The organism is Tenacibaculum profundicola (genome assembly GCF_057220795.1).
Map to the genome: position 1 here is coordinate 4,036,455 of NZ_CM170137.1, position 23,455 is coordinate 4,059,909.

The window sequence follows — 23,455 nt, forward strand, 5'->3', positions numbered from 1 at the left end:
TTTTTTTTTATAGTTATAGAACTTGTTCTAATAATTTGATATAAATAGCAATACCTTCTTCAACTTCCTTGAGATAAATAAACTCATCAGCCGAATGAGAGCGTTTACTATCACCTGGGCCCAATTTTAAGGAAGCACAATTTAAAACGGCTTGATCTGATAAAGTAGGAGAACCATAGGTTTTTCTGCCCAATGAGATACCTGCTTGAACCAAAGAATGTTCCACTGGTATTGATGATGAATTTAAATTTAAGCTTCTCGGTTTTATACAGCAAGGAGCATTCACTTGTAAATAGTCACTTATTTCCTTGTTGGTATATCGGTCGTTTACTCTAACATCAACAACTAATTGAACGTTTGCAGGTACAGCATTGTGTTGTTTACCAGCATTTATTTGTGTAACCGTTAATTTGACGTCTCCTAAGGTATCTGATTTTTTTTCGAACGATACATTTTTAAACCATTCTAAAACCTTTATTACCTTGTAAATGGGATTGTCATTATTTGGATGTGCAGCATGACTAGGGGTGCCGGTTATTTCTGCATCGAAAACAATCAATCCTTTTTCGGCAATGGCTAATTGCATTTGGGTAGGTTCACCAACGATGGCTACATCAATTTCAGGGAGTATCGAAAGTAAGCTGTTTAGTCCGTTTGAACCACTACTTTCCTCTTCGGCGGTGCCAGCAAAAACGATATTGTATTGCAGGTTTTGTTGCTGATAAAAATACGTGTACGATGCCAATAAAGAAACTAAGCAACCACCGGCGTCATTGCTTCCTAGCCCATATAGTTTATCACCTTCAATAATGGCTTTAAACGGATTTTTAGTATAACCGTTATTGGGTTTAACTGTATCGTGATGTGAGTTTAATAACAGTGTGGGTTTTGTACTGTCAAAATATTTATTAACGGACCATACGTTATTAACTGTTCTTGTATATGGAATATCGAATTCCTTAAACCAGTTTTCTAATAATAGGGCGGTGTTCTCTTCTTCTGAAGAAAAAGAGGGCGTTTCTATCAATTGCTTCAGTAAACTAATTGCTTTATTGGTGAGTGCTTGTTTCATTAGAGTTGTAGAGATGTGTATTTTACATTTTGATTGAACAACATGTCGGTATTACCTATATAAACTTTACGAACGTTATTGTTAAGGGCGTAAAAACAATTATTTAATTTGGGAAGCATCCCTTCATATATGACGCCTTGCTCTTTCAGTTTATGATAAATTTTTAGGTTGAGATGTTCAATAACCGAGTGGTCGTCATTTACATTGTGTAGTACGCCTGGTTTTTCAAAGCAGTAATAAAGTTCTGTTGTATATGAAGAAGCTAAACTAATGGCAATTTCAGCGGCTATAGTGTCGGCGTTGGTATTTAATAACTGACCATTATTATCATGAGTAATAGCACAGAATACAGGTACCACTTTATTGGTAATTAACAATAAAGGAACGGCGGTATTTACTTTAATGATATCGCCTGCAAATCCGTAATCAATTGTAGATACTGGGCGTTTTACAGAGGTAATCGTATTACCGTCTGCTCCTGTAAAGCCAACAGCATTAATATTTTTGGCTTGTAATTGAGCAATAATTTTTTTGTTTATTTTACCGGCATAAACCATTGTAGTGATATCTAAGGTTGCGGCATCTGTAATTCGTCTTCCATGGAGCATTTGAACAGGAACATTCATCTGTTTCGCTAGTTCAGAAGCAGACTTTCCACCTCCATGAACTAGTACTTTTGGGCCTTTTATTTTGGAAAAAGCATGTATAAATTCCGTTAAAGCTTTTTCTTGATTAATAATATGACCACCTATTTTAATAATTTTTAGTGTTTGCATGAGTTCATTAGAATTTGGTGTAATACTATTTGTGTGGCATACGTTCTGTTATTGGCTTGTTCAATAATAAGGGCATTTTCGCTATCTAAAACAGCATCTTCAGCAACAACATTCCTTCTAATGGGTAAGCAGTGCATAAATTTTGCCTTTCCTATTTTTTCTGAGGTAATCATCCAGTTAGTGTGGTTACTTAGAATTTGACCATAAGCAGTATAAGAACACCAATTTTTGGTATAAATAAAATCGGCATTTTTAAAAGCTTTTTGTTGATCGTATTCGATTGTTGCATCTTTGGTTATGGAACTATCTAGCTCGTACCCTTCGGGATGAGTTATAGTGAAGTGAACGTCCATTTTATGCATTAAGCGAACAAAAGAATTGGCAACAGAATGAGGTAATGCCTTAGGATGAGGTGCCCATGAGAGTACAATTTTCGGTTTTTGCATTGTTGCTGTTTCGGTAATAGTAATGGCGTCGGCTAATGCTTGTAAAGGATGTGCAGTGGCACTTTCCATGTTTACAATAGGAACATTTGCATATTTTACAAAATTATTAATAACAAATTCAGAAGCATCTTTTTCTCTGCTTTGTAAAGTAGGAAAAGCTCTAATCGCAATAATATCGGCATACTGAGAGATGACTCTAGCGGCTTCTTTTATATGTTCAGAAGTTGTTAAGTTCATGATAGAGCCATCTTCAAATTCTAAATTCCAAGTATTTGAAATGTTTAAAATACTGACATGCATTCCTAGATTTTTAGCAGCTTTTTCAGTGCTTAATCTAGTGCGTAAACTGGCATTAAAAAAGAGCATAATTAAGGTTTTGTTTTTTCCGATTGAAGAAAACTGAAATGGATTTCTCTTTAGTTCAATAGCTTGGTGAACCATAGTGTTAAGGTCGTTGATGTCGTTAAGACAGGTATAATTTCTCATCTATTTAAATTTTTTGGATTCCTGTAGTTTAATTGGTGTTCACTAGGAATGGATCATTTCTTTTTGATTGAGTTCTTCTTTTAAAGTTTTAATGAATACATTGATATGCTTTTCTTTTAAAGTCAATGGAGGTAGAATTCTTAATAAATTGGGATTTTTAGCACTTCCAGTAAAAATGAAATGTTTGTGGATAAGTGATTTTCTTATGTCTTTAATTGGAAAATTAAATTCTAACCCTAACATGAACCCCCTTCCTTTGATAGATTTCAAGTGTGGTAAAGATCTTGCCTGTTCGATAAAATAGCGACTAATTTGTTTGACATGATGCATTAAATTTTCTGTTTCCATTACCGCTAAAACCGCTAGTGAAGCAGCGCAGGCCAAATGATTACCTCCAAAAGTGGTTCCTAGTAAACCATATGAGGGTTTAATACTTGGATGAATTAAGATACCTCCAATAGGAAATCCATTTCCCATGCCTTTGGCCATGGAAATAATGGAAGGAGAGATCCCATGTTTTTGGAAAGCGAAAAAATCGCCTGTCCTTCCGAAACCACATTGAATTTCATCAGCAATCAATAGTACATCGTATTGTTTACAAAGTTGTTCAAGCCCTTGATAAAAGGCAGTTGTACCTTCTTCCAAACCACCGATTCCTTGGATGATTTCGATAATGATAGCGCATACATCTCCTTTTTGTAAAGCATTTTCTACGCCGTATAAATCGCCTACCTCAAGAAAAGTTACTTCTTGTTGAGCATTTATAGGAGCAATGATTTTTGGGTTGTCAGTAACGGCAACAGCAGCAGAAGTTCGTCCGTGAAAAGAATTTTTAAAGGAAATTACTTTCTTTTTATTGGTGTGAAAAGAAGCGAGTTTCAATGCATTTTCATTGGCTTCAGCACCAGAATTACAAAGAAATAATTGATACCCTTTACATCCTGAAACTTTTTCGATTTGTTCCGCCAATTCAACTTGTAATGGATTGTGAATGGCATTACTATAAAACCCTAAATTCTGAACTTGTTCACTGATGCTCTTTACATAGGTAGGATGAGAATGTCCTATTGATATTACCGCATGCCCACCATATAGATCTAAATATTTTCTTCCTTTAGTATCAAATACGTAAACATCGGTTGCTTTTACTGGAGTAACATCAAACAAAGGATATACATTGAATAAGCTCATATTTGTTCTTTTTTAATAGTATTTATTTTTTTAAAGGATGCTACCATTCCTTGAATTAAGGCAGCGCTTAAGCCTTTGTGTTCCATTTCATTCAACCCTTCGATAGTACAGCCTTTAGGGGTTGTTACTTTGTCTATTTCTTCTTCAGGATGATTGCCTGTAGCAATTAACAGACTTGCTGCACCTTCACTTGTGTGCATAGCCAGTTCTTGGGCTTCTTTAGCATCGAAGCCTAATTGGATGGCAGCTTGGGTGGTTGCACGAATAAGTCGCATCCAAAAAGCAATACCACTGGCGCAAAGAACCGTTGCTGCTTGCATTTGATTTTCAGGTATAACAATAGAGTTTCCTAATTGATTAAAAATAGTCTGCGCTACTTCAATTTTATATGTTCCTTTAGAGTTACAGCAAATACAGGTCATTGATTTTCCTACCGCAATAGCTGTATTGGGCATGGCCCTAAAAATATAATTGTTAGAGCCAATTATGTCTTCTATTTTACGCATTGGAAATCCTGTAATTGTTGATATTAATAAATGATTTTTGGTTAAAAAAGGGCGGACTTCTTCTAAAATATTTTCGAAATGCCTTGGCTGAACAGCCACAATTAAAATATCAGATTTTAAAATAGCTTCTTTATTATTTGAGGTAATAAAAACAGATGGACTATCTTCAAATTCTTTGAGTTCTTCAAGGTTTCTTTTAGTTAAAAAAAGACTGGTTATAATGTTGTTTTTAATAAGGCCTTTGGCTATTGATTTTCCTAAATTTCCTGTACCTATGATTGCGATTTTCATGATTATCGATTTAAAAATAATTAGCTTTTAATTGAATTCCAGTGGTTTCGTCCAGTCCAAACATGAGATTCATGTTTTGAATTGCTTGTCCAGAGGCTCCTTTTAATAAGTTGTCTATGGTGCTTGTTATGAGTAGTTTGTCTTGGTGTTTATGTAAGTGGATGAGACATTTGTTTGTGTTGACTACTTGCTTTAAATGTAAATTGTTCTCGGAAATAAAAGTAAAATGGGCATCCTTATAAAATTTAGCATAAAGCTCTTGTGCATCTTCAATAGCCCCGTTAAAATAGGTATAAGAAGTAGCGTATATACCTCTAGAAAAATTACCTCTATTAGGTATAAAAATTACGTCAGCATCAAATTCTTTTTGTACCGAATGAAAGGTTTGATTAATTTCTCCTAAATGTTGATGAATGAAAGGTTTGTAATAAGAAAAATTATTATCTCTCCAGGTAAAATGGGTGGTGTCAGAAAGTGAGGTTCCAGCTCCTGTGGCTCCGGTTACGGCATTGACGTGTACATCGTTTTGTAAAAGTTTGGCCTTTGCTAAAGGAAGTAAAGCCAGTTGTATAGCCGTTGCAAAACATCCTGGGTTGGCAATATAATTCGCTTTCTTGATCTCTTTTGTATAGAGCTCTGGCAATCCATAAACAAAATGTTTTTCTTGAAAAGAACGGTGTTCTTTTAATCTAAAATCATTACCTAAATCAATAATTTTTGTATTGCTTGGAAAATAGTTAGACGCTAAGAATTTTTTCGAATTTCCATGTCCTAAACAAAGAAAAAGCACATCGATATCTTTGTTAATCGTATCTGTAAATTTAATCGCTGTAGTGCCAACCAAATCTTGATGAACATCGGATACTCTGTTTCCTGCATTTGAAGTGCTAAAAACGAAATTGATGTTGGTTGTAGGATGTTGTAATAAAAGCCTAATGAGCTCTCCTGCCGTATAGCCAGCTCCTCCAATGATTCCTGCTTGTATCATGCGTTATTGATTTACTTGTTGATATATTTTATTTTGAGTACTTAGAATTTTGATAAAACCTTTAGCCTCTTCGGCAGTCCAGCCTTCATTGATCTCTCCATAACTACCAAATTTAGTATTCATTAAGTCAAAAGGAGAGCTAATTCCATCAAGCGTAAAATGATACGGGTGTAACGTAAGATAAACGTCACCAGTAACTTTTGCTTGACTACTTTCTAAAAAGGCTTCCATATCTCTCATCACCGGATCTAGATACTGCCCTTCATGTAAATGCATTCCATAAAAATTAGCCAAATATTCTTTATGCTGTAGTTGCCATTTTGTTAATGTGTGTTTTTCTAATAAATGATGTGCCTTAATAATTAGTAGAGCCGCCGCAGCTTCAAAGCCTACCCTTCCCTTAATACCAACAATAGTATCCCCTACATGAATGTCTCTTCCTATGCCAAATTTCGAAGCAATTGAATTTAGATAAACTATGTTTTTTACAGGGGTTTCTTTGTTGTTGTTTACAGCCACCAATTGACCTTCTATGAAAGAAAGTTTGATTTTTTCTGCTTGCTTTTTTTCTACTTGTGAAGGGTAGGCTTTTTCAGGTAGAGGGGTTTCAGAGGTTAAGGTTTCTTCACCACCAACGCTAGTGCCCCATAAACCTTTGTTAATAGAGTACTTTGCTTTGTTCCAACATAGATCGATACCGTGATTTTTTAAATAATTGATTTCTTGCTGTCTTGAAATTTTCTGATCTCTTATAGGGGTTATGATGTTAATTTCTGGAGCAATAGTTTGAAAAATCATATCAAACCTAACTTGATCATTTCCTGCACCGGTACTTCCATGGGCGATGTATTTGGCGCCTATCTGTTTTGCATAGGTAATAATCTCGAGAGCTTGTATGATCCTTTCAGCACTTACTGATAGGGGATAGGTGTTGTTTTTTAATACATTTCCATAGATTAAGTATTTTACTACTTGCTCGTAAAAAGTAGTGACCGCATCAATATTTTTATAAGTGGTAACGCCCATTTTATAAGCATTTGTTTCAATGTTTTTTATGTCTTCTGAAGAAAAACCTCCTGTGTTAACACTTACGGCATGTACATCATATCCTAGTTTAGACAAACTCACTGCGCAATACGATGTGTCTAATCCGCCACTATAGGCAATTACTAATTTTTTCATTTTTTCTCTTTTTTTAAATAAATGCTTTCTTTAATTCTTTTTAATCTCTTAAAAACAGTTGCTTTAACCTTGTTGTTTTTGTTTTCTGCGATAGGATCATATAACATACCTGTACATAAACACATTTTTTGTTGAGTTCTTTGAAGAACATCATAATTCACACAAGTTTGACAGCCTTTCCAAAAGGATTCATCGTCAGTTAATTCGGAAAAAGTTACTGGTTTATAACCTAAGTTACTATTCATTTTAATAACTGCTAGTCCAGTAGTAATGCTGAAAATTTTAGCATCAGGAAATTTCTTTTTAGATAAATTGAAAACTTTGTTTTTTATTTTTTTAGCAAGTCCAATCCCTCTATAATTTGGATGGACTATTAATCCAGAATTAGCTACAAATTTTCCGTGCCCCCATGATTCTATATAACAAAAACCGGCAAATTCGTCGTTGTCTAAAGCAATAACAGCATTGCCTTTTTCAATTTTAGAAATGATATAATCAGAGGTACGCTTAGCGATGCCAGTACCTCTTTTTTTTGCGGCTTGCTCAATGGTACTGCATATAATTTGGCTATATGCAATGTGCGATTTATTAGCAATAACAATTTTCATTGTTGTTGATTTAATTGTTGAAAAATGATGTCTTGATGGTTATATGTTTGCAGAAAAAGAACCGGACTCACCTAAGTTCCATAAAGAAGTAACACCCTTACGGGCGTGGTTTGATAAAAATAGGGCGTACGAAAAATACGCTATTCTGTATAGTAATATCTAGTGTGAAAAAAAATAGGTGGGTTATGTGAATTAACATGTCAAAAAAATTATACAACAATAAGTTAAATAGTAGTAAGGTTAGTCTCGGTCAGAATTACCGCACTAACAAACTGGGTATATGGTTGTATGTTTTATTTTTTAACATAGGACAAATCTATAAATTAAATTTTAATAAATACAAAGTATAACAATATAATTTGTGTAATGTCTTAAAAAACACAGTTTTTAGCTTTTGTTGGTGCTGAGTTAAAATGTTTTTAAAATAATTAGGATAATTAAAAAATAATTTTGCATATTTGTCGCAACATGAGCAAACAAGTATTAAATATTATTTCTATAATTATTGTCATTGTGATTATTTCACAAGGATAGAGGAAGTATATTTAATAAAATATAAATAAAAAAAGGCTTCCTGAAATTTCAGGAAGCCTTTTTTAGTTACCATTAAAATGAAACAATTTTTTAATATAGTAGTAATTAACATTATGGTCATTATTAATTCGCCACCGAGTTGATACGGATAGCTATTGTGTTAAAAAAGCCTGTATCGACAAATCGATACAGGCTTTTTTTATACCATGAGTGTCATTTGCGGTTTTGCGTTAAGTCACTGATTTTTAAATATTTGCGCTAAAAATGTGAAGAATGACAATCATTAAAGAAAAAAATATAACAGTAGAACAATGAAACAATCAAATAATTTCGAATAACAAAAGAGTGAATGATGTATTATAATGAAGAAACAATAATTTTTCATAACGGAGAATTTGTAAATCCCAAAGAGACCTCAGTAAGTCTCTACGGACAAACATTGCATTATGGTAATGGTGTTTTTGAAGGGATAAGATCGTATGATACTCCAGAAGGGGTAAAGATCTTTAAACCAGTAGAACACTTTAAACGATTGAAGTATGGAATAGAAGTAATGGGGATAGATTTTGACTATGAAGAGGAGGAGTTAACACGGATTACTTATGAATTGCTAGAGAGAAATAATATAACCGATGCTTACATAAGACCCATAGTGCTAGCAGGAGAGAATATGGGTGTTTTTACAGCAAAAGGATCAGATTTGATAATTCAATGTTGGGAATGGGAAAAGTTAATGGGAAATAAATTGTTAAGAGTGAAAACATCAGAATTTCAGCGCCCGAATCCTAAGTCATGTTTTGTAGAAGCAAAAGTAACAGGACATTATATAAACTCAATATTAGCAAGTAATGAAGTAAAAAAACAAGGGTATGATGAAGCCTTATTGTTAGATATGAACAATAATGTAGCTGAATGCTCTGGAGCTAACATTTTTGTTGAAAAAGACGGGAAATTATTTACACCACCTCGTGGCCATATTATGGCTGGGATAACAAGAGCTACCATATTAGAATTGTGCGAGCAAGAAGCTATTATGGTTGAAGAGAAATTTTTTTCAATAGAAGAATTAAAGCAAGCCGATAGTGCCTTTTTTACTGGTACAGCAGCTGAAGTTGTAGGCTTGAAATCTATAGATGAGTATCAATTTCCATTGGCATGGGAAGCATCTCAAGGAAGTAAATTAATGAAATTATATAAAGAAGAGGTTTTAGGACTTCGTAAAAAACATTCAGTAAACTAAGTATGGAGTTAAATAAATTTAGTAAAAGAGTAACTCAAGATGATACACAACCGGCAGCGCAGGCAATGCTTCATGCTTTAGGATTGTCTAATTCAGACTTTGAAAAACCTTTCGTTGGAATAGCAAGTACTGGTTACGAAGGAAACCCGTGTAATATGCATTTGAATGATTTGGCTAAGCTTGTGAAAAAAGGAACTAAGAATACCGATTTGATAGGCTTGATATTCAATACTATTGGGGTGTCAGATGGAATTTCAATGGGAACACCTGGAATGCGATTTTCACTGCCCTCGAGAGATGTGATAGCAGATTCTATGGAAACGGTTGTGCAAGCAATGTCGTATGATGGCTTAATTACTGTTGTAGGATGTGATAAGAATATGCCTGGGGCTTTAATGGCAATGTTACGATTAAATCGACCTTCAATTTTAGTATATGGAGGAACGATAGCATCTGGTTGTCATGAGGGAAAAAAGTTAGATGTGGTTTCTGCATTTGAAGCCTGGGGAGAAAAAGTTGCAGGGAAAATAGATGCTCAAGAATATCAAAGCGTAATAGAAAAAGCTTGCCCTGGTGCAGGCGCCTGCGGAGGTATGTATACCGCTAATACCATGGCGTCAGCCATTGAAGCCTTAGGTATGAGCCTACCTTATAACTCATCAAACCCTGCTATTAGTGCGGATAAAGAAGAAGAATGTATAAAAGCAGGAGAAGCATTACGAATATTATTAGAAAAAGACATAAAACCTTCTGATATAGTAACCAAAAAATCACTTGAAAATGCCATACGACTGGTAACGGTGATGGGAGGTTCAACAAATGCTGTATTACACTTTTTAGCGATAGCAAAAGCGGCGAATGTAGTGTTTACCTTAAAAGATTTTCAACGAATTTCTGATAATACGCCGTTTTTGGCAGATTTAAAACCAAGTGGTAAGTTTTTAATGGAAGATGTACATCGAGTAGGAGGTATTCCTGCAGTACTTAAATATTTATTGGAAAAAGGATTATTACATGGTGATTGCTTGACGGTAACAGGAAAAACACTTGCTGAAAATTTAATAGAAGTACCTAGTTTGGCTGAAGGTCAGGAGGTTGTGAAGCCCGTAGAAAAACCAATTAAGCAAACAGGACATTTGAGAATGCTCTATGGAAATTTAGCGGAAGAAGGTTCGGTAGCAAAAATAACAGGAAAAGAGGGACTTCATTTTAGAGGAAAAGCTAAAGTTTTTGAAGGAGAATATGCGGCAAATGATGGAATACGAGACGGAAAAGTTGAAAAAGGAGATGTAGTTGTTATTCGTTACGAAGGACCAAAAGGAGGTCCGGGAATGCCAGAAATGTTAAAACCTACGGCAGCTATTATGGGTGCAGGGTTAGGAAAAGATGTGGCATTGATAACTGATGGTCGTTTTTCAGGGGGAACTCATGGCTTCGTGGTAGGTCATATAACACCAGAGGCTCAAGATGGAGGCACTATAGCGTTCGTTGAAGATGGAGATATAGTATCTCTAAATGCAGAAACAAATGCGATTACATTAGAGATTTCCGAAGAAGAGTTGCAGAGACGTAAAAAACATTGGAAAGCACCTGCGTTAAAGGTAAGTAGAGGTGTTTTGTATAAATATGCAAGAACGGTATCATCAGCGTCAAATGGCTGTGTTACAGATGAATTCTAACAAAGTAATAAAGCTTATAAGCCAAATATAAAGCAAAAAGAAATGGCAACAAAAACACAAGAACAAACGAAAGAAATTGCAAGTCAAACTGAAAGAATAACAGGAGCGGAAGCGGTTATAAAATGTTTGTTAGCAGAAGGAGTAGATATACTGTATGGATATCCAGGAGGTGCTATTATGCCAGTATATGACGAGTTTTATAAATATCAAGATAAAATTCATCATGTCCTTACACGTCATGAGCAAGGTGCTACCCATGCGGCGCAAGGTTATGCTCGAGTATCCGGGAAAGTGGGAGTAGCGATAGCAACATCAGGCCCTGGTGCTACTAATTTAATAACGGGAATAGCAGACGCTCAAATTGACTCTACGCCTATGGTTTGTATTACAGGGCAAGTAGCGGAACATTTATTGGGAACTGATGCGTTTCAAGAAACCGATATCGTGGGTATTTCAACACCAGTTACTAAATGGAATTATCAAATAACCAAAGCTAGTGATATTCCTGAAGTAATGGCAAAGGCGTTTTATATTGCGAAGTCAGGACGTCCAGGTCCTGTATTGATCGATATTACTAAAAATGCGCAATTTGAGGAATTCGATTTTGTGTATAAAAAATGCACGTCAATTAGAAGTTATGTGCCAAAAGTTCCTGCCACCCACACAAAATTACAGGAGGCAGCGGCTATCATTAATGGAGCAAAAAAGCCGATGATTATTTTCGGACAAGGAGTAATTTTAGGAGAGGCTGAAGTTGAGTTTAAAGCCTTTATAGAAAAAGCTGGAATTCCATCAGCATGGACCATCTTAGGGTTATCAGCCATACCAACTGCCCATCCTCTAAATGTAGGAATGGTTGGAATGCACGGTAATTATGGTCCAAATGTTCTAACAAATCAATGCGATGTATTGATTGCGATAGGAATGCGTTTTGATGATCGGGTTACAGGCAATTTGAAAACTTATGCGAAGCAAGCTAAAATAGTGCATTTTGAAATTGATCCTGCTGAGATTGACAAAAATGTAAAAACTGATGTTGCAGTTCTTGGAGACGCCAAAGATAGTTTAAAAGCAATTTTACCCCTGATTCATAAAAACTCACATCAACAATGGTTGGCTGAATTTAAAAAACACGACGCCATCGAATTTGATAAGGTGATCAAAGATGTTTTATATCCTAAAAAAGAAGGATTGACGATGGGCGAAGTAATGAAAGAAATAAACATAGCTTCAGGAGGAGATGCCGTTATTGTTTCTGATGTAGGTCAGCATCAAATGTTTGCTTGCCGTTATGCAGAATTTAATAAAAGTAAAAGCAATATTACCTCAGGAGGTTTAGGAACCATGGGGTTTGCATTGCCCGCAGCGATAGGGGCAAAAATGGGAGCTCCTGAAAGGGAAGTAGTAGCTGTTATTGGAGATGGAGGATATCAAATGACTATTCAAGAGCTAGGGACCATTTTACAAACAAAAGCAGCTGTTAAAATTGTTGTATTAAACAATGAGTTTTTGGGTATGGTACGCCAATGGCAGCAATTGTTTTTCGATAAAAGGTATGCCTCAACTGAAATGATAAATCCCGATTTTATAGCCATTGCTAAAGGGTACCATTTAAAAGCAAATAGAGTAACGAAAAGAGAAGATTTATCAAAAGCAGTGCAAGAAATGATGTTATCAGACGAAGCATACTTTTTAGAAGTTTGTGTAGAAAAGGAAGATAATGTGTTCCCTATGATACCAACAGGAGCGTCGGTTTCAGATATAAGATTAGAATAATTATGGAAAATAAACAGACCTATACTATTTCGATATATACAGAGAATAATATCGGATTATTAAACAGAATCTCATCGATATTTCAACGAAGACATTTAAATATAGAAAGTGTTAACGTTTCTAAGTCGGAAATTAAAAGTGTATCAAGGTTTACGCTACTGGTTAAATTGAAGGAAGATGAGATGAAAAAAATTATTGGACAAATAGAAAAACAAGTTGATGTGATTAAAGCCTTTTATCATAAAGATGATGAGACGGTGTATCAAGAATCATGTTTGTTTAAGTTGAGTACAGACTTGTTGACGAACAATGATGAAATTCAACTAATTATTAATAGTAGTAAATCAAGAGTTGTTAATATTAATAAAGATTTTTTTGTTTTAGAAAAATCAGGATCCAAAGAAGAAGTTGAAGAACTCTATCATATCTTAGACAAGCACGGTATTATGCAGTTTGTGAGATCGGGTAGAATTGCCATTACAAAAGAAAAAATGCGAGTGTCTGAAATTATTAAGGCACTACAATAACACAAAACAACATATAATTTAAAAACGTATAATAATAAAATGGAAAATTATTTTAACCAACTCTCACTAAGAGAACAATTGTCTCAATTAGGAAAGTGTAGATTTATGGAGTCTTCTGAGTTTCAGGAAGGAATTAAAGCTCTAAAAGGAAAAAAAGTGGTAATTGTAGGTTGTGGGGCTCAAGGTTTAAATCAGGGGTTGAATATGCGTGACTCTGGTTTAGATATTTCTTATGCTTTGCGTGATGCAGCTATTAAAGAGCAGCGCCAATCATATAAAAATGCACAAGAAAATGGATTTAAAGTTGGAACCTTTGAGGAATTAATTCCAACGGCTGACTTAGTGTGTAACTTAACACCAGATAAGCAACATACACGTGTGGTCAACACGATCATGCCTTTAATGAAAGAAGATGCAACGTTGTCATATTCTCATGGATTTAATATCGTAGAAGAAGGAATGCAGGTTCGTAAAGATGTAACAGTAATTATGGTTGCACCAAAATGTCCTGGATCAGAAGTAAGAGAGGAATATAAAAGAGGTTTTGGAGTGCCAACCTTAATCGCTGTACACCCAGAAAACGACCCGAAGGGTAAAGGGTTCGCAGAAGCGAAAGCATATGCTTTTGCTACAGGAGGTCATAAAGCCGGAGTACTAGAGTCTTCTTTTGTTGCAGAAGTGAAATCTGATTTGATGGGAGAGCAAACGATACTATGTGGTGTTTTACAAACCGGATCAATTTTGTCTTTTAACAAAATGGTAGAAGAAGGAATCGAACCATCGTATGCGTCTAGATTAATTCAATACGGATGGGAAACTATTACGGAAGCTTTAAAACATGGAGGTATTACCAATATGATGGATAGGTTGTCAAACCCAGCAAAAATTAAAGCCTTTGAATTATCGGAAGAATTAAAAGATATCATGCGCCCGTTATTTCATAAGCATATGGATGATATCATGTCTGGACATTTCTCTAAAACCATGATGGCAGATTGGAAAAATGATGATGCTAATTTGTTGAAATGGAGAGCGGCTACGGGCGAAACAGCTTTTGAAAAAACATCACCGTTGGTACAAGAAATAGATGAACAAGAATATTTTGATAACGGAACACTATTAGTTGCTTTTGTAAGAGCTGGAGTAGAGTTAGCGTTTGAAACTATGACAGAGGCGGGCATTATTGATGCATCTGCCTATTATGAATCATTACACGAAACTCCTTTAATAGCTAATACGATTGCTAGAAAGAAGTTATTTGAAATGAACAGAATTATTTCAGATACAGCAGAGTATGGTTGCTATTTGTTTGATCATGCTTGCAGACCATTGTTAACTGATTTCATGAGAACGGTTTCTTCAGATGTAATAGGTAAGTCATTTGCTAATTCTAATAAGGTAGAGAACCAACAATTAATTGCGGTTAATGAGGCTATTAAAAACCATCCAGTTGAAATTACAGGAAAGAGATTACGCTCGGCAATGACGGCTATGATATCTATAAAGACAGAAATAGAAGAACCTGTTTTAGCGTAGTAAATGGAATTAGAAACGCAAACATACTATCCTAAATTAACAGATATACAAAAAGCAGCAACTACTTTAAAAGAAGTAGTTGCTGAAACACCATTATCATTAAATTATAGGTTTTCACAGAAATACAAGGCTAGTATTCTTTTAAAACGTGAGGATTTACAACAGGTTCGTTCTTATAAAATTAGAGGAGCATTTAATAAAATCAGCTCATTATCAAAAGAGGAACTAATCAATGGAATTGTTTGCGCTAGTGCAGGAAATCATGCACAAGGGGTTGCTTTGGCGTGTAGTATAAAAAAAATTTCCGGAACTATTTTTATGCCAGCACCAACGCCGAAACAGAAAGTAGAGCAAGTGAAAATGTTTGGAGGTGAGTATGTTGATATTCAGTTAACTGGTGATACCTTTGATGATGCTTACAATGCTGCAAAATACGTTGCAGATAGCTTGCAGAAAACATTTGTGCACCCATTTAATGATGAAAAAATTATTGAAGGTCAAGGAACGGTAGCTCTCGAAGTTATTAAGCAATTTAACGAACCTATCGATTATATTTTTGTTCCTGTGGGCGGCGGAGGATTGGCTGCAGGTGTGTCAAGTGTGTTTAAATATTTATCGCCACAAACTAAAGTGATTGGTGTTGAACCAGCAGGAGCACCATCCATGAAATTAGCACTAGAAAAAAATGAAAATATTAAACTTAAAAACATTGATAAATTTGTAGATGGAGCTGCAGTTCAACAGGTAGGAGATTTAACGTATAAGATATGTAAAGAAAACTTATATGATATGATTACGGTTCCTGAAGGAAAAGTATGTCAAACCATTCTCGATATGTATAACAAAGAGGCCATTGTAGTGGAACCTGCAGGGGCATTAACAATTTCTGCCTTAGATGCCTATAAAAGTGAAATACAAGGGAAAAATGTAGTTTGTGTAATTAGTGGTAGTAATAATGATATTACCAGAACACCAGAAATTAAAGAACGCGCATTGTTGTACCATGGACTAAAGCATTATTTCATAATACGCTTTCCACAAAGGGCGGGAGCTTTAAAAGAATTTGTGATAGACGTATTAGGGAAGAGCGATGATATTACTTTTTTTGAATATTCAAAAAAAACAAGTAGAGAGAATGGTCCGGCAGTGGTAGGAGTAGAGCTAGAAAAGAATGAAGATTTGATACCATTGATCACCAGAATGAAAGAACGTAATTTTTATGGAGAGTATCTAAATGATAAACCTAATTTATTTGAATTTTTGGTGTAACAATAACTGGTATAATAAACAAAACAAAATATCTTAAACTATTATATAATCTTGTTATGATAGCTTTTACCTTCTATTAAACGGAATTAATAGATAGGTAAAAGCTGTCTATATTTAATTACATGAAGGAGGTGTCCATTCTAATACCTCACAACAATTTGGGTTGTCATTTATGCAAACTTTTAGATAATCGTTTTCTTGACCGCTGATTTCAAAGTTATCAATAGTTAGAGGTAAATCAGAGAGTGAATAGTTTCCAATGAGTTCATCATTTCTAGTGTATAGATCAAAATAATCATTACCCGGATTTACATACTCAAAATTTACAGTTAAATTATAAGTATTGTCGTCATTACATGCACCAACAGATACTTCTAAATTACTGATTTCACATTCGTTATTACTTTCACATGAAGGAGGTGTCCATTCTGTTACCTCACAGCAATTCGGGTTGTCATTAATACACACTTTTAGATAATCATTTTCTTGACCACTGATTTCAAAGTTATCAATAGTTAGAGGTAAATCAGAGAGTAAAAAATTCCCAATGAGCACATCATTTCTAGTGTATAGATCAAAATAATCATTACCCGGATTTACATACTCAAAGTTTACAGTTAAATTATAAGTATTGTCGTCATTACATGCACCAACAGATACTTCTAAGTTACCTATTTCACATTCGTTATTACTTTCACATGAAGGAGGTGTCCATTCTGTTACCTCACAGCAATTCGGGTTGTCATTAATACACACTTTTAGATAATCATTTTCTTGATCACTGATTTCAAAGTTATCAATAGTTAGAGGTAAATCAGAAAGTAAAAAATTCCCAATGAGCTCATCATTTCTAGTATATAGATCAAAATAATCATTACCTGGGTTTACATATTCAAAATTTACAGTTAACTCGTAAGTATTGTCGTTATTACATGCACCAACAGATACGTCTAAGTTACTTATTTCACATTCGTTATCACTTTCACATGAAGGGGGTGTCCATTCTGTTATCATGCAACAATTTGGATTGTCATTAATACAAGCTTTTAGATAATCGTTTTCTAGACCGCTAATGTCAAAATTATCAATAGTTACAGGTAGATCAGAGAGTAAAAAATACCCAATGAGCTCATCATTTCTAGTGTAGAGATCAAAATAATCGTTACCTGGGTTTACGTATTCAAAATTTACGGTTAATTCATAAGTGTTATCATTGTTGCATTCTCCAACGGATATTGCTAAGGTGCTTATTTCACATGATTCACCTTCATTTTTTTCACAACTAATAAAAATAGAAGAAATGATTGTTAGTATGTATACTATGATAATTACTGGGGGGGATGTTTTCATAATTTAGTGTTTAGTACTTGATTAGTATATTGGAGAAAAACAAGAAAAGTCATGGAACTAATTTTGTTTTTCAAATGGTTTTATTGCTAAAAATATTAGAATTCACCCCTTTATTTGAGACAAAATATAGTGAAGATTAGTAATAAATAATATAGAAAGGTATCGTTTATTAACGACTTATGAGGAAAACGGGTTGTTTTTTTTGAAAAGGAGTAACAAAAAACCCGAACAAAAGTTCGGGTTTTTCTGTGGTGCCTCCAGGAATCGAACCAGGGACACAAGGATTTTCAGTCCTTTGCTCTACCAACTGAGCTAAGGCACCATTGGTACTTAACTTTGTAGCTTTTGAAATAAAATTCGCAAATGAATTGCGAATTTTATTTTGTGGTGCCTCCAGGAATCGAACCAGGGACACAAGGATTTTCAGTCCTTTGCTCTACCAACTGAGCTAAGGCACCAGTCACTACTTTCGTTAAGCGGATGCAAATATACAATCGTTTTTCGATTTACCAAAATAAAAAAAATAAAAAAAGGAATCGTAACTTTGAGATTTTATAAAATGAAATTATGGATTTAATTATTGATGTTGGAAATACAAGAGTTAAAACAGCTGTTTTTGAGAAAAGTATGCTAGTGACGAGTTTTGTTTTTCAAAAAAATGAAATCATCAAAAAACTACAAGAAATTACTTCAAAATTTTTAATCACTCATAGTATTATCTCGTCTGTAGCTTCATTTTCGGAAGAGGAAACAACGAAAATATCTAAAATAGTAGATCCTTTATTTCTAAATTCAGGTACCGAGGTGCCGTTTAAAAATTTATACGATACCCCTGATACTTTGGGTGTAGATAGAATTGCTTTGGCAGCAGCAGCAGTAAATAAATACCCCAATCGGAATACATTGGTTATTGATGCTGGAACATGTATAACTTTTGATTTTATATCTAAAGATAAAGAATATTTAGGTGGAGCAATTTCACCTGGAATCACTATGAGATATAAGGCTTTGAATACATTTACATCGAAATTACCTTTGTTAGATAAAGTAAATGTTTCGCATTTTATCGGCACGAATACGAATGATTCAATCCATTCGGGAATTATTAATGGAGTATGTAATGAAATAAATGGTCTTATACATTTATATAAGGAGAACTATCAAGATTTAACAATAGTTTTAACAGGAGGGGATACAAAATTCTTGGCAAAACAATTAAAAAGTGTCATATTTGCCCATCCAAATTTTGTTTTGGAAGGTTTACACACGATTTTGATATATAATTCAGCGAATGATTAGTAGGTTTATAATAGGAATATTAATAGTTAGTGCAACGTCAATAGTTGCACAGCGTAATAGTGCATCACCATACTCTTATTTTGGAATAGGAGAAAATTTTGAGTCAGTAACGGTAGAACAGGCTTCCATGGGAGGTATTGGAGCAGCGTTAAAAGATAGCTATCATTTGAATTTTACGAACCCTGCGGCGAATGCAGATTTAAGGTATGCAACTTATGCGCTGGGTGGTAGTGTCACATTTTTAACATTAAAAGAAACCAATGCGTCTAAATCAGGTAATTCAACTCACCTGAGATATGTTTCATTGGGTTTTCCGATAGGAAATAAAGCGGGATTTTCAGTAGGTTTGCAACCTTTTTCATCAGTGGGGTACGCTCTTTACAATACAACGTATGATGGAGACGAAGTTGCACAAATTTCTAGGTTTACTGGTGAAGGCGGAACCAATAGATTGTACGCTAGTTTTGGAATGTATGTTTTTGAAGGGTTTTCTTTAGGAGCAGAGGCGAGTTTTGTTTTTGGTTCCATTGAAAATGACGTATTAAACATAAACAACGGGGTAATGCTAGGTACAAAGCAAGTAGAGAGCCTTAACTTAAAAGGTGGACTGTTTAAATTTGGAGCACAGTATAAAAAGGAACTTAAAAATAAACTGGAATTAAGTGCAGGAGTGGCTGTTACTTTAGAAAGTGAGTTATCGGCTAATGGGGCAGAAGTAATGTACTCAATAGGTGTAGATGATGGTGCTATTAGAGATATTTTATATGATGAAACTACAACTGGAAACATCACGATGCCCTTAAAAACAGTATTTGGAGTAGGCGTAGGTAAAGTAAATAAATGGTATGCAGGAATTAATCAGGAGTATAGAGATGCGGTACTTAATTCAAATGCGCTAAATTTAACCTCTCAAGGGTTTCAATACGAAAGCGGAAACAAACTTTCTGTTGGAGGTTTTTATATACCGAAAATTAATTCAATCACGAGTTACTGGGATAGAGTTACATACAGAGCTGGATTACGTTTCGAGAAAATGGGAATTTTAGTGGATGGAGCAGGAACTGGTGAAAATTTAACTTCCATTAATGATTTTGGCATAAATGTTGGTGTTGGTTTACCATTACCGAAACAATTGTCCAATGTAAATATTGGCCTTGAATACGGGCAGAGAGGAACAACTGATAATAACCTAATTAAAGAAAACTATTTTAATGTAAAACTAAGTTTATCTTTAAATAGTGCTAATTGGTTTAAAAAGAGAAAAATAGATTAATAAAAACTGATAAATGATGAAAAAAATTACGTATTTACTGACAGGAGTACTTTTGTTTGTATCCGTAAGCGGGGTTAAGGCACAAGCAAGTCAAGAATGTAATATTAAATACAATCTTTTTAAAGGAAATGCCATTACAAACAAATATGAAGCAGCCAAACCAGATTTAGAATATCTACTTACTAATTGTTCAAAATTATCAGTTAATATTTATAAATACGGGGCTAAAGTAGCTGAAAAGACCAATGATCATGTGTTAGCAAAAAGGGTTTTTGAAGCAAGAATAGAGAATTTCCCTAATAAGAAAGCCGCGAAAGCATATAGTGACTACGCTACTTACTTGATCAAAAATAAATTAGGTGATGATGCTGAGGTGTTCTCTTTATTAGAAAAAGCGTATGGTATATCTCCTAAAGATATGAGTGTTAAAAATATTTTTAGGTATTTTAAGGCGATTAAAGAAAAATATAAAGATTCTAATCCACAATTAGTATTTGATACCTATGATGATGTGATAGAATCTGTACAAGAAAAGTTAGATGATTATCGTGGTAAAATAACAAAACTACAACCGAAAGAAGAGGCAGGTACGTTGGACTCGAAAGAGAAAAAAGCGTTGAGAGCCTACACAATAAACTCAACATCTTTAGGTAAAGTTGAAGGTGGTTTAGATGCAATGATATCAGAAATGGCAACTTGCGAAAGATTGATTCCTATTTACAATAGAGATTTTGAAAGTAATAAAACAGATGGTGTTTGGTTAAAAAGAGCCGTGTCAAGAATGTACAACAAAGGATGTCAATCAGATCCATTGTTTGAAAAATTGGCTTTAGCATATTCAGAAGTTTCTGCTTCACCTGATGCTTGTTCTTTTGTAGCTACTATTTTGGAAAAGAATGGGAAAAGATCGGAAGCTAGAGAGAAAAGAAAGGAATGTTTTGATTTAGAAACGGACCCATATAAAAAGGCAAGGTTAAAACTTAGAGAAGCACAGGGTGCTAGAGGTAGTAGAGCTAGAGCTTTAGCGAATGAAGCACTTAGGTACAATCCTAACATGGGGAAAGCCTACTTGTTTATTGCAAGTTTATATGCAAAAAGTGCCAACTCTTGTGGAGGTGATGAATTTGAGAAAAGAATGGTATATGTAGCGGCTTTAAATAAGGCGTTGAAGGCTAAAAAAGTTGATCCAGGGTGTGGTGCAGGGAGATACATTGCCAATTATAAAAAGAATATTCCATCTAAAAAATTAGTGTTCCAGAAAGGAATGTCTTCAGGGTCATCTTATAAAGTGGGCTGTTGGATCGGAGAAACGGTGCGTGTACCATAAGTATATGAAACGTAATAAAAATAAATATAAAAACATTGCTGTCATTGGGTTGACGGCAATGTTTTTTTCATGTATAAATGACAAAAAAGAGGTCCGAGATTTTTTGGCGGATAGGAACTTACCAATTGCCGTAGGAAAAAACATCTATCATACTTATAAAGATTCAGGTAGAATAACTTCGAAACTGATAACTCCGCTCTTGCATGATTTTGCCAATAGAAAAGAACACCCTTATAATGAGTTTCCGAAAGGAGTGGAAATTATAACATTTGATGATAATGGTAAAGATTCTACAACAATTATGGGGAATTATGCGTTAACATACAACAAAACTAGGGTCTCTGAGATTAGAGATAATGTGGTTATCATAAATCATACTGAGAAATCTAAACTAGAAACCAATCAATTGTTTTGGGATCAAAAGGAAAAGATATTTTTTACGGAAGATGGTTTTAGGCTCACCACTCCAACTGATACCATCAACGGTTTTGGTTTTGAATCAAGGGAAGATTTATCAAAATGGGTGGCTAAAGACATTACAGGAAAAGTAGAAACTAAAGAGAAAGATTTATAATGAATGCACTTTGGAAATATTTACAATACGGTTATTTAGCAGTAGCCATTATTTTTTTTATTGAAGGAATTTTAAAATTAAATTCAGATATACAACAAGCATTATTAATGTTTGGTTTCGCTATCTTTATAACCTTAATTTTTTTGTTTAAACGTCGTTTTAGAAGAAAAATTGAGGAAAGAAATAAGCAAAACTAAACGAAACGGTTAAATGCAGTTTGAAATCATTATAATTTTTATTTCCATCCTATTTTCTGCTTTTTTTTCTGGCATGGAAATAGCATTTGTGTCAGCAAATAAACTACATATTGAACTAGAAAAAAAAAGGGAAGGTTTTTTACCTAAAGTTTTAGCTAAATTAACTGAAAAATCTTCAAACTTTATTACGACGATGTTAGTTGGTAATAACGTAGCCTTAGTTATTTATAGTTATTTCATGGGAGACCTTTTGATGAACTGGTTTCAAACTTTTTTACCTTCGAATTACTATGTAATTAATTACATTTTGTCCGATATAAGCTTATTGACAAGAACCATAATATCAACAATACTCATATTAGTAACTGCAGAATTTTTACCTAAAGCTATTTTTAGAATCTATGCGAATAGAATGCTAAAAGTATTTGCCATACCTGCTTATATATTTTACCTTATATTTTATATTGTTACATGGATAACTACAAAAATTTCTGATTTTTTTCTTCATGTATTCTTTAAAACAAAAGAAAACGAAGCACAAACTGAATTTAGTAAAGAGGAGCTTGGACATTATATATCAGAACAGTTGGATGGTGGTAGCGATAAGGAAGAAGTAGATTCGGAAATACAGATTTTTCAAAATGCCTTAGAATTTCACAAAGTAAAAGCTAGGGAAATTATGGTTCCGCGTACAGAAATAATTGCCGTTGATATTCATGAAGCAGTTTGTAACCTGAGAGAACTTTTTATTGAAACAGGATTGTCTAAGATTTTAGTTTATAAGAATTCATTAGACGATATTTTGGGATATGTGAACGCTTTTGAGTTATTTAAAAAACCTAGATCTATAAAAGCGATATTATTACCCGTTGAGTTTGTGCCTGAATCTATGATTATTAATGATGTGTTGAATTCATTGATGAAGAAAAGAAAAAGCATTGCTGTCGTTGTCGATGAATATGGAGGTACGTCTGGAATTATCACTGTTGAAGATGTTGTTGAAGAATTGTTCGGAGAGATTGAAGATGAACATGATACACAAGGCCTTTTTGAAGAAAAAATAAATGAAGGAGAGTTTCATTTTTCAGCACGTTTAGAAGTTGATTATCTAAATGAAGAGTACCACTTAGAGATACCTAAAGAAGAAGCTTATGAAACTCTAGGAGGGTTTATAATAAATCATACCGAAACGATTCCAGCACAAGATGAAATTCTTCAAATAGAAAACTTTGAAGTAAAAATTTTGAAAGTAAGCGCTTCTAAAATTGATACAATATATCTAAGAGTGTTAGATAACCACGAATAATAAAACAACAACAAGTATAACT

At 34.1% G+C, this 23,455-nt stretch carries 21 protein-coding genes and 2 tRNA genes; 12 read left to right on the plus strand and 11 right to left on the minus strand.

Annotated elements, in window-relative coordinates:
* Window positions 1-13: 13 nt before the first annotated feature.
* Genes AC2TDS_RS16555 through AC2TDS_RS16590 form a run of 8 tightly spaced genes read right to left on the minus strand, consistent with a single transcriptional unit; the run spans window position 14 to window position 7,546 of the window.
* Window positions 14-1,072 (minus strand): M20 family metallo-hydrolase, encoded by a 1,059-nt coding sequence (locus AC2TDS_RS16555; RefSeq protein ID WP_484736683.1) that lies wholly within the window; start codon window positions 1,070-1,072, stop codon window positions 14-16.
* Entirely contained in the window at window positions 1,072-1,848 is a 777-nt protein-coding gene (argB, locus tag AC2TDS_RS16560; RefSeq protein WP_484736684.1) for an acetylglutamate kinase, read from the minus strand. The genes AC2TDS_RS16555 and argB overlap by 1 nt, the downstream gene beginning before the upstream one ends.
* A complete protein-coding gene (locus AC2TDS_RS16565; protein ID WP_484736685.1) occupies window positions 1,836-2,780 on the minus strand; it encodes a Rossmann-fold NAD(P)-binding domain-containing protein in 945 nt (314 codons plus the stop codon). Before AC2TDS_RS16565 ends, argB begins: the two co-directional genes overlap by 13 nt.
* A gap of 42 nt (window positions 2,781-2,822) precedes the next feature.
* The gene (locus tag AC2TDS_RS16570) at window positions 2,823-3,971 is read right to left on the minus strand and encodes an aspartate aminotransferase family protein (protein ID WP_484736686.1); all 1,149 of its coding nucleotides are present in this window, start codon (window positions 3,969-3,971) and stop codon (window positions 2,823-2,825) included.
* The gene (gene proC, locus AC2TDS_RS16575; protein WP_484736687.1) at window positions 3,968-4,768 is read right to left on the minus strand and encodes a pyrroline-5-carboxylate reductase; all 801 of its coding nucleotides are present in this window, start codon (window positions 4,766-4,768) and stop codon (window positions 3,968-3,970) included. Before proC ends, AC2TDS_RS16570 begins: the two co-directional genes overlap by 4 nt.
* A gap of 10 nt (window positions 4,769-4,778) precedes the next feature.
* Window positions 4,779-5,756, minus strand: a complete 978-nt coding sequence (gene argC / locus AC2TDS_RS16580; protein WP_484736688.1) for an N-acetyl-gamma-glutamyl-phosphate reductase — start codon at window positions 5,754-5,756, stop codon at window positions 4,779-4,781.
* 3 nt (window positions 5,757-5,759) lie between these two features.
* A complete protein-coding gene (locus tag AC2TDS_RS16585) occupies window positions 5,760-6,938 on the minus strand; it encodes an argininosuccinate synthase (protein WP_484736689.1) in 1,179 nt (392 codons plus the stop codon).
* On the minus strand, window positions 6,935-7,546 hold the full coding sequence (locus AC2TDS_RS16590; protein ID WP_484736690.1) for a GNAT family N-acetyltransferase: 612 nt from the start codon (window positions 7,544-7,546) through the stop codon (window positions 6,935-6,937). The genes AC2TDS_RS16585 and AC2TDS_RS16590 overlap by 4 nt, the downstream gene beginning before the upstream one ends.
* Window positions 7,547-8,429: 883 nt before the next feature.
* On the opposite strand from AC2TDS_RS16590, the gene ilvE reads away from it, so the two are divergent.
* Genes ilvE through ilvA form a run of 6 tightly spaced genes read left to right on the plus strand, consistent with a single transcriptional unit; the run spans window position 8,430 to window position 16,107 of the window.
* Entirely contained in the window at window positions 8,430-9,320 is an 891-nt protein-coding gene (ilvE, locus tag AC2TDS_RS16595) for a branched-chain-amino-acid transaminase (protein WP_484736691.1), read from the plus strand.
* Window positions 9,321-9,322: 2 nt separating this feature from the next.
* The gene (gene ilvD / locus AC2TDS_RS16600) at window positions 9,323-10,999 is read left to right on the plus strand and encodes a dihydroxy-acid dehydratase (protein ID WP_484736692.1); all 1,677 of its coding nucleotides are present in this window, start codon (window positions 9,323-9,325) and stop codon (window positions 10,997-10,999) included.
* Window positions 11,000-11,041: 42 nt separating this feature from the next.
* Window positions 11,042-12,775, plus strand: coding sequence for a biosynthetic-type acetolactate synthase large subunit (gene ilvB / locus AC2TDS_RS16605; protein WP_484736693.1), 1,734 nt, complete (start codon window positions 11,042-11,044; stop codon window positions 12,773-12,775).
* Between the two features lie 2 nt (window positions 12,776-12,777).
* Window positions 12,778-13,302 carry an acetolactate synthase small subunit gene (ilvN, locus tag AC2TDS_RS16610; protein ID WP_484736694.1) on the plus strand — a complete coding sequence of 175 codons (525 nt, stop codon included), beginning with the start codon at window positions 12,778-12,780 and terminating at the stop codon, window positions 13,300-13,302.
* 39 nt (window positions 13,303-13,341) lie between these two features.
* Window positions 13,342-14,838, plus strand: coding sequence for a ketol-acid reductoisomerase (gene ilvC / locus AC2TDS_RS16615; protein WP_484736695.1), 1,497 nt, complete (start codon window positions 13,342-13,344; stop codon window positions 14,836-14,838).
* Window positions 14,839-14,841: 3 nt separating this feature from the next.
* Entirely contained in the window at window positions 14,842-16,107 is a 1,266-nt protein-coding gene (gene ilvA / locus AC2TDS_RS16620; RefSeq protein ID WP_484736696.1) for a threonine ammonia-lyase, read from the plus strand.
* Window positions 16,108-16,221: 114 nt separating this feature from the next.
* Here ilvA and AC2TDS_RS16625 read toward each other — a convergent pair whose 3' ends face one another.
* From AC2TDS_RS16625 to AC2TDS_RS16635, 3 genes are all read right to left on the minus strand, one after another.
* Window positions 16,222-17,457: a hypothetical protein gene (locus AC2TDS_RS16625; RefSeq protein ID WP_484736697.1), complete on the minus strand. Its 1,236-nt coding sequence runs from the start codon at window positions 17,455-17,457 to the stop codon at window positions 16,222-16,224.
* Between the two features lie 249 nt (window positions 17,458-17,706).
* A tRNA-Phe gene (locus tag AC2TDS_RS16630) sits at window positions 17,707-17,779 on the minus strand.
* A 63-nt stretch (window positions 17,780-17,842) separates the two neighbouring features.
* A tRNA-Phe gene (locus AC2TDS_RS16635) sits at window positions 17,843-17,915 on the minus strand.
* 109 nt (window positions 17,916-18,024) lie between these two features.
* On the opposite strand from AC2TDS_RS16635, the gene AC2TDS_RS16640 reads away from it, so the two are divergent.
* The 6 genes from AC2TDS_RS16640 to AC2TDS_RS16665 are packed head-to-tail and all read left to right on the plus strand — an operon-like array spanning window position 18,025 to window position 23,433.
* Complete coding sequence (locus AC2TDS_RS16640; protein WP_484736698.1) at window positions 18,025-18,756, plus strand: type III pantothenate kinase; 732 nt, start codon at window positions 18,025-18,027, stop codon at window positions 18,754-18,756.
* Complete coding sequence (gene bamG, locus AC2TDS_RS16645; RefSeq protein ID WP_484736699.1) at window positions 18,749-20,029, plus strand: beta-barrel assembly machine protein BamG; 1,281 nt, start codon at window positions 18,749-18,751, stop codon at window positions 20,027-20,029. The genes AC2TDS_RS16640 and bamG overlap by 8 nt, the downstream gene beginning before the upstream one ends.
* A gap of 13 nt (window positions 20,030-20,042) precedes the next feature.
* On the plus strand, window positions 20,043-21,356 hold the full coding sequence (locus AC2TDS_RS16650) for a hypothetical protein (RefSeq protein WP_484736700.1): 1,314 nt from the start codon (window positions 20,043-20,045) through the stop codon (window positions 21,354-21,356).
* A gap of 4 nt (window positions 21,357-21,360) precedes the next feature.
* Window positions 21,361-21,930 (plus strand): LPS export ABC transporter periplasmic protein LptC, encoded by a 570-nt coding sequence (gene lptC / locus AC2TDS_RS16655; RefSeq protein ID WP_484736701.1) that lies wholly within the window; start codon window positions 21,361-21,363, stop codon window positions 21,928-21,930.
* On the plus strand, window positions 21,930-22,127 hold the full coding sequence (locus tag AC2TDS_RS16660) for a hypothetical protein (protein ID WP_484736702.1): 198 nt from the start codon (window positions 21,930-21,932) through the stop codon (window positions 22,125-22,127). Before lptC ends, AC2TDS_RS16660 begins: the two co-directional genes overlap by 1 nt.
* Window positions 22,128-22,140: 13 nt before the next feature.
* Window positions 22,141-23,433 (plus strand): hemolysin family protein, encoded by a 1,293-nt coding sequence (locus tag AC2TDS_RS16665; protein WP_484736703.1) that lies wholly within the window; start codon window positions 22,141-22,143, stop codon window positions 23,431-23,433.
* Window positions 23,434-23,455 lie beyond the last annotated feature (22 nt).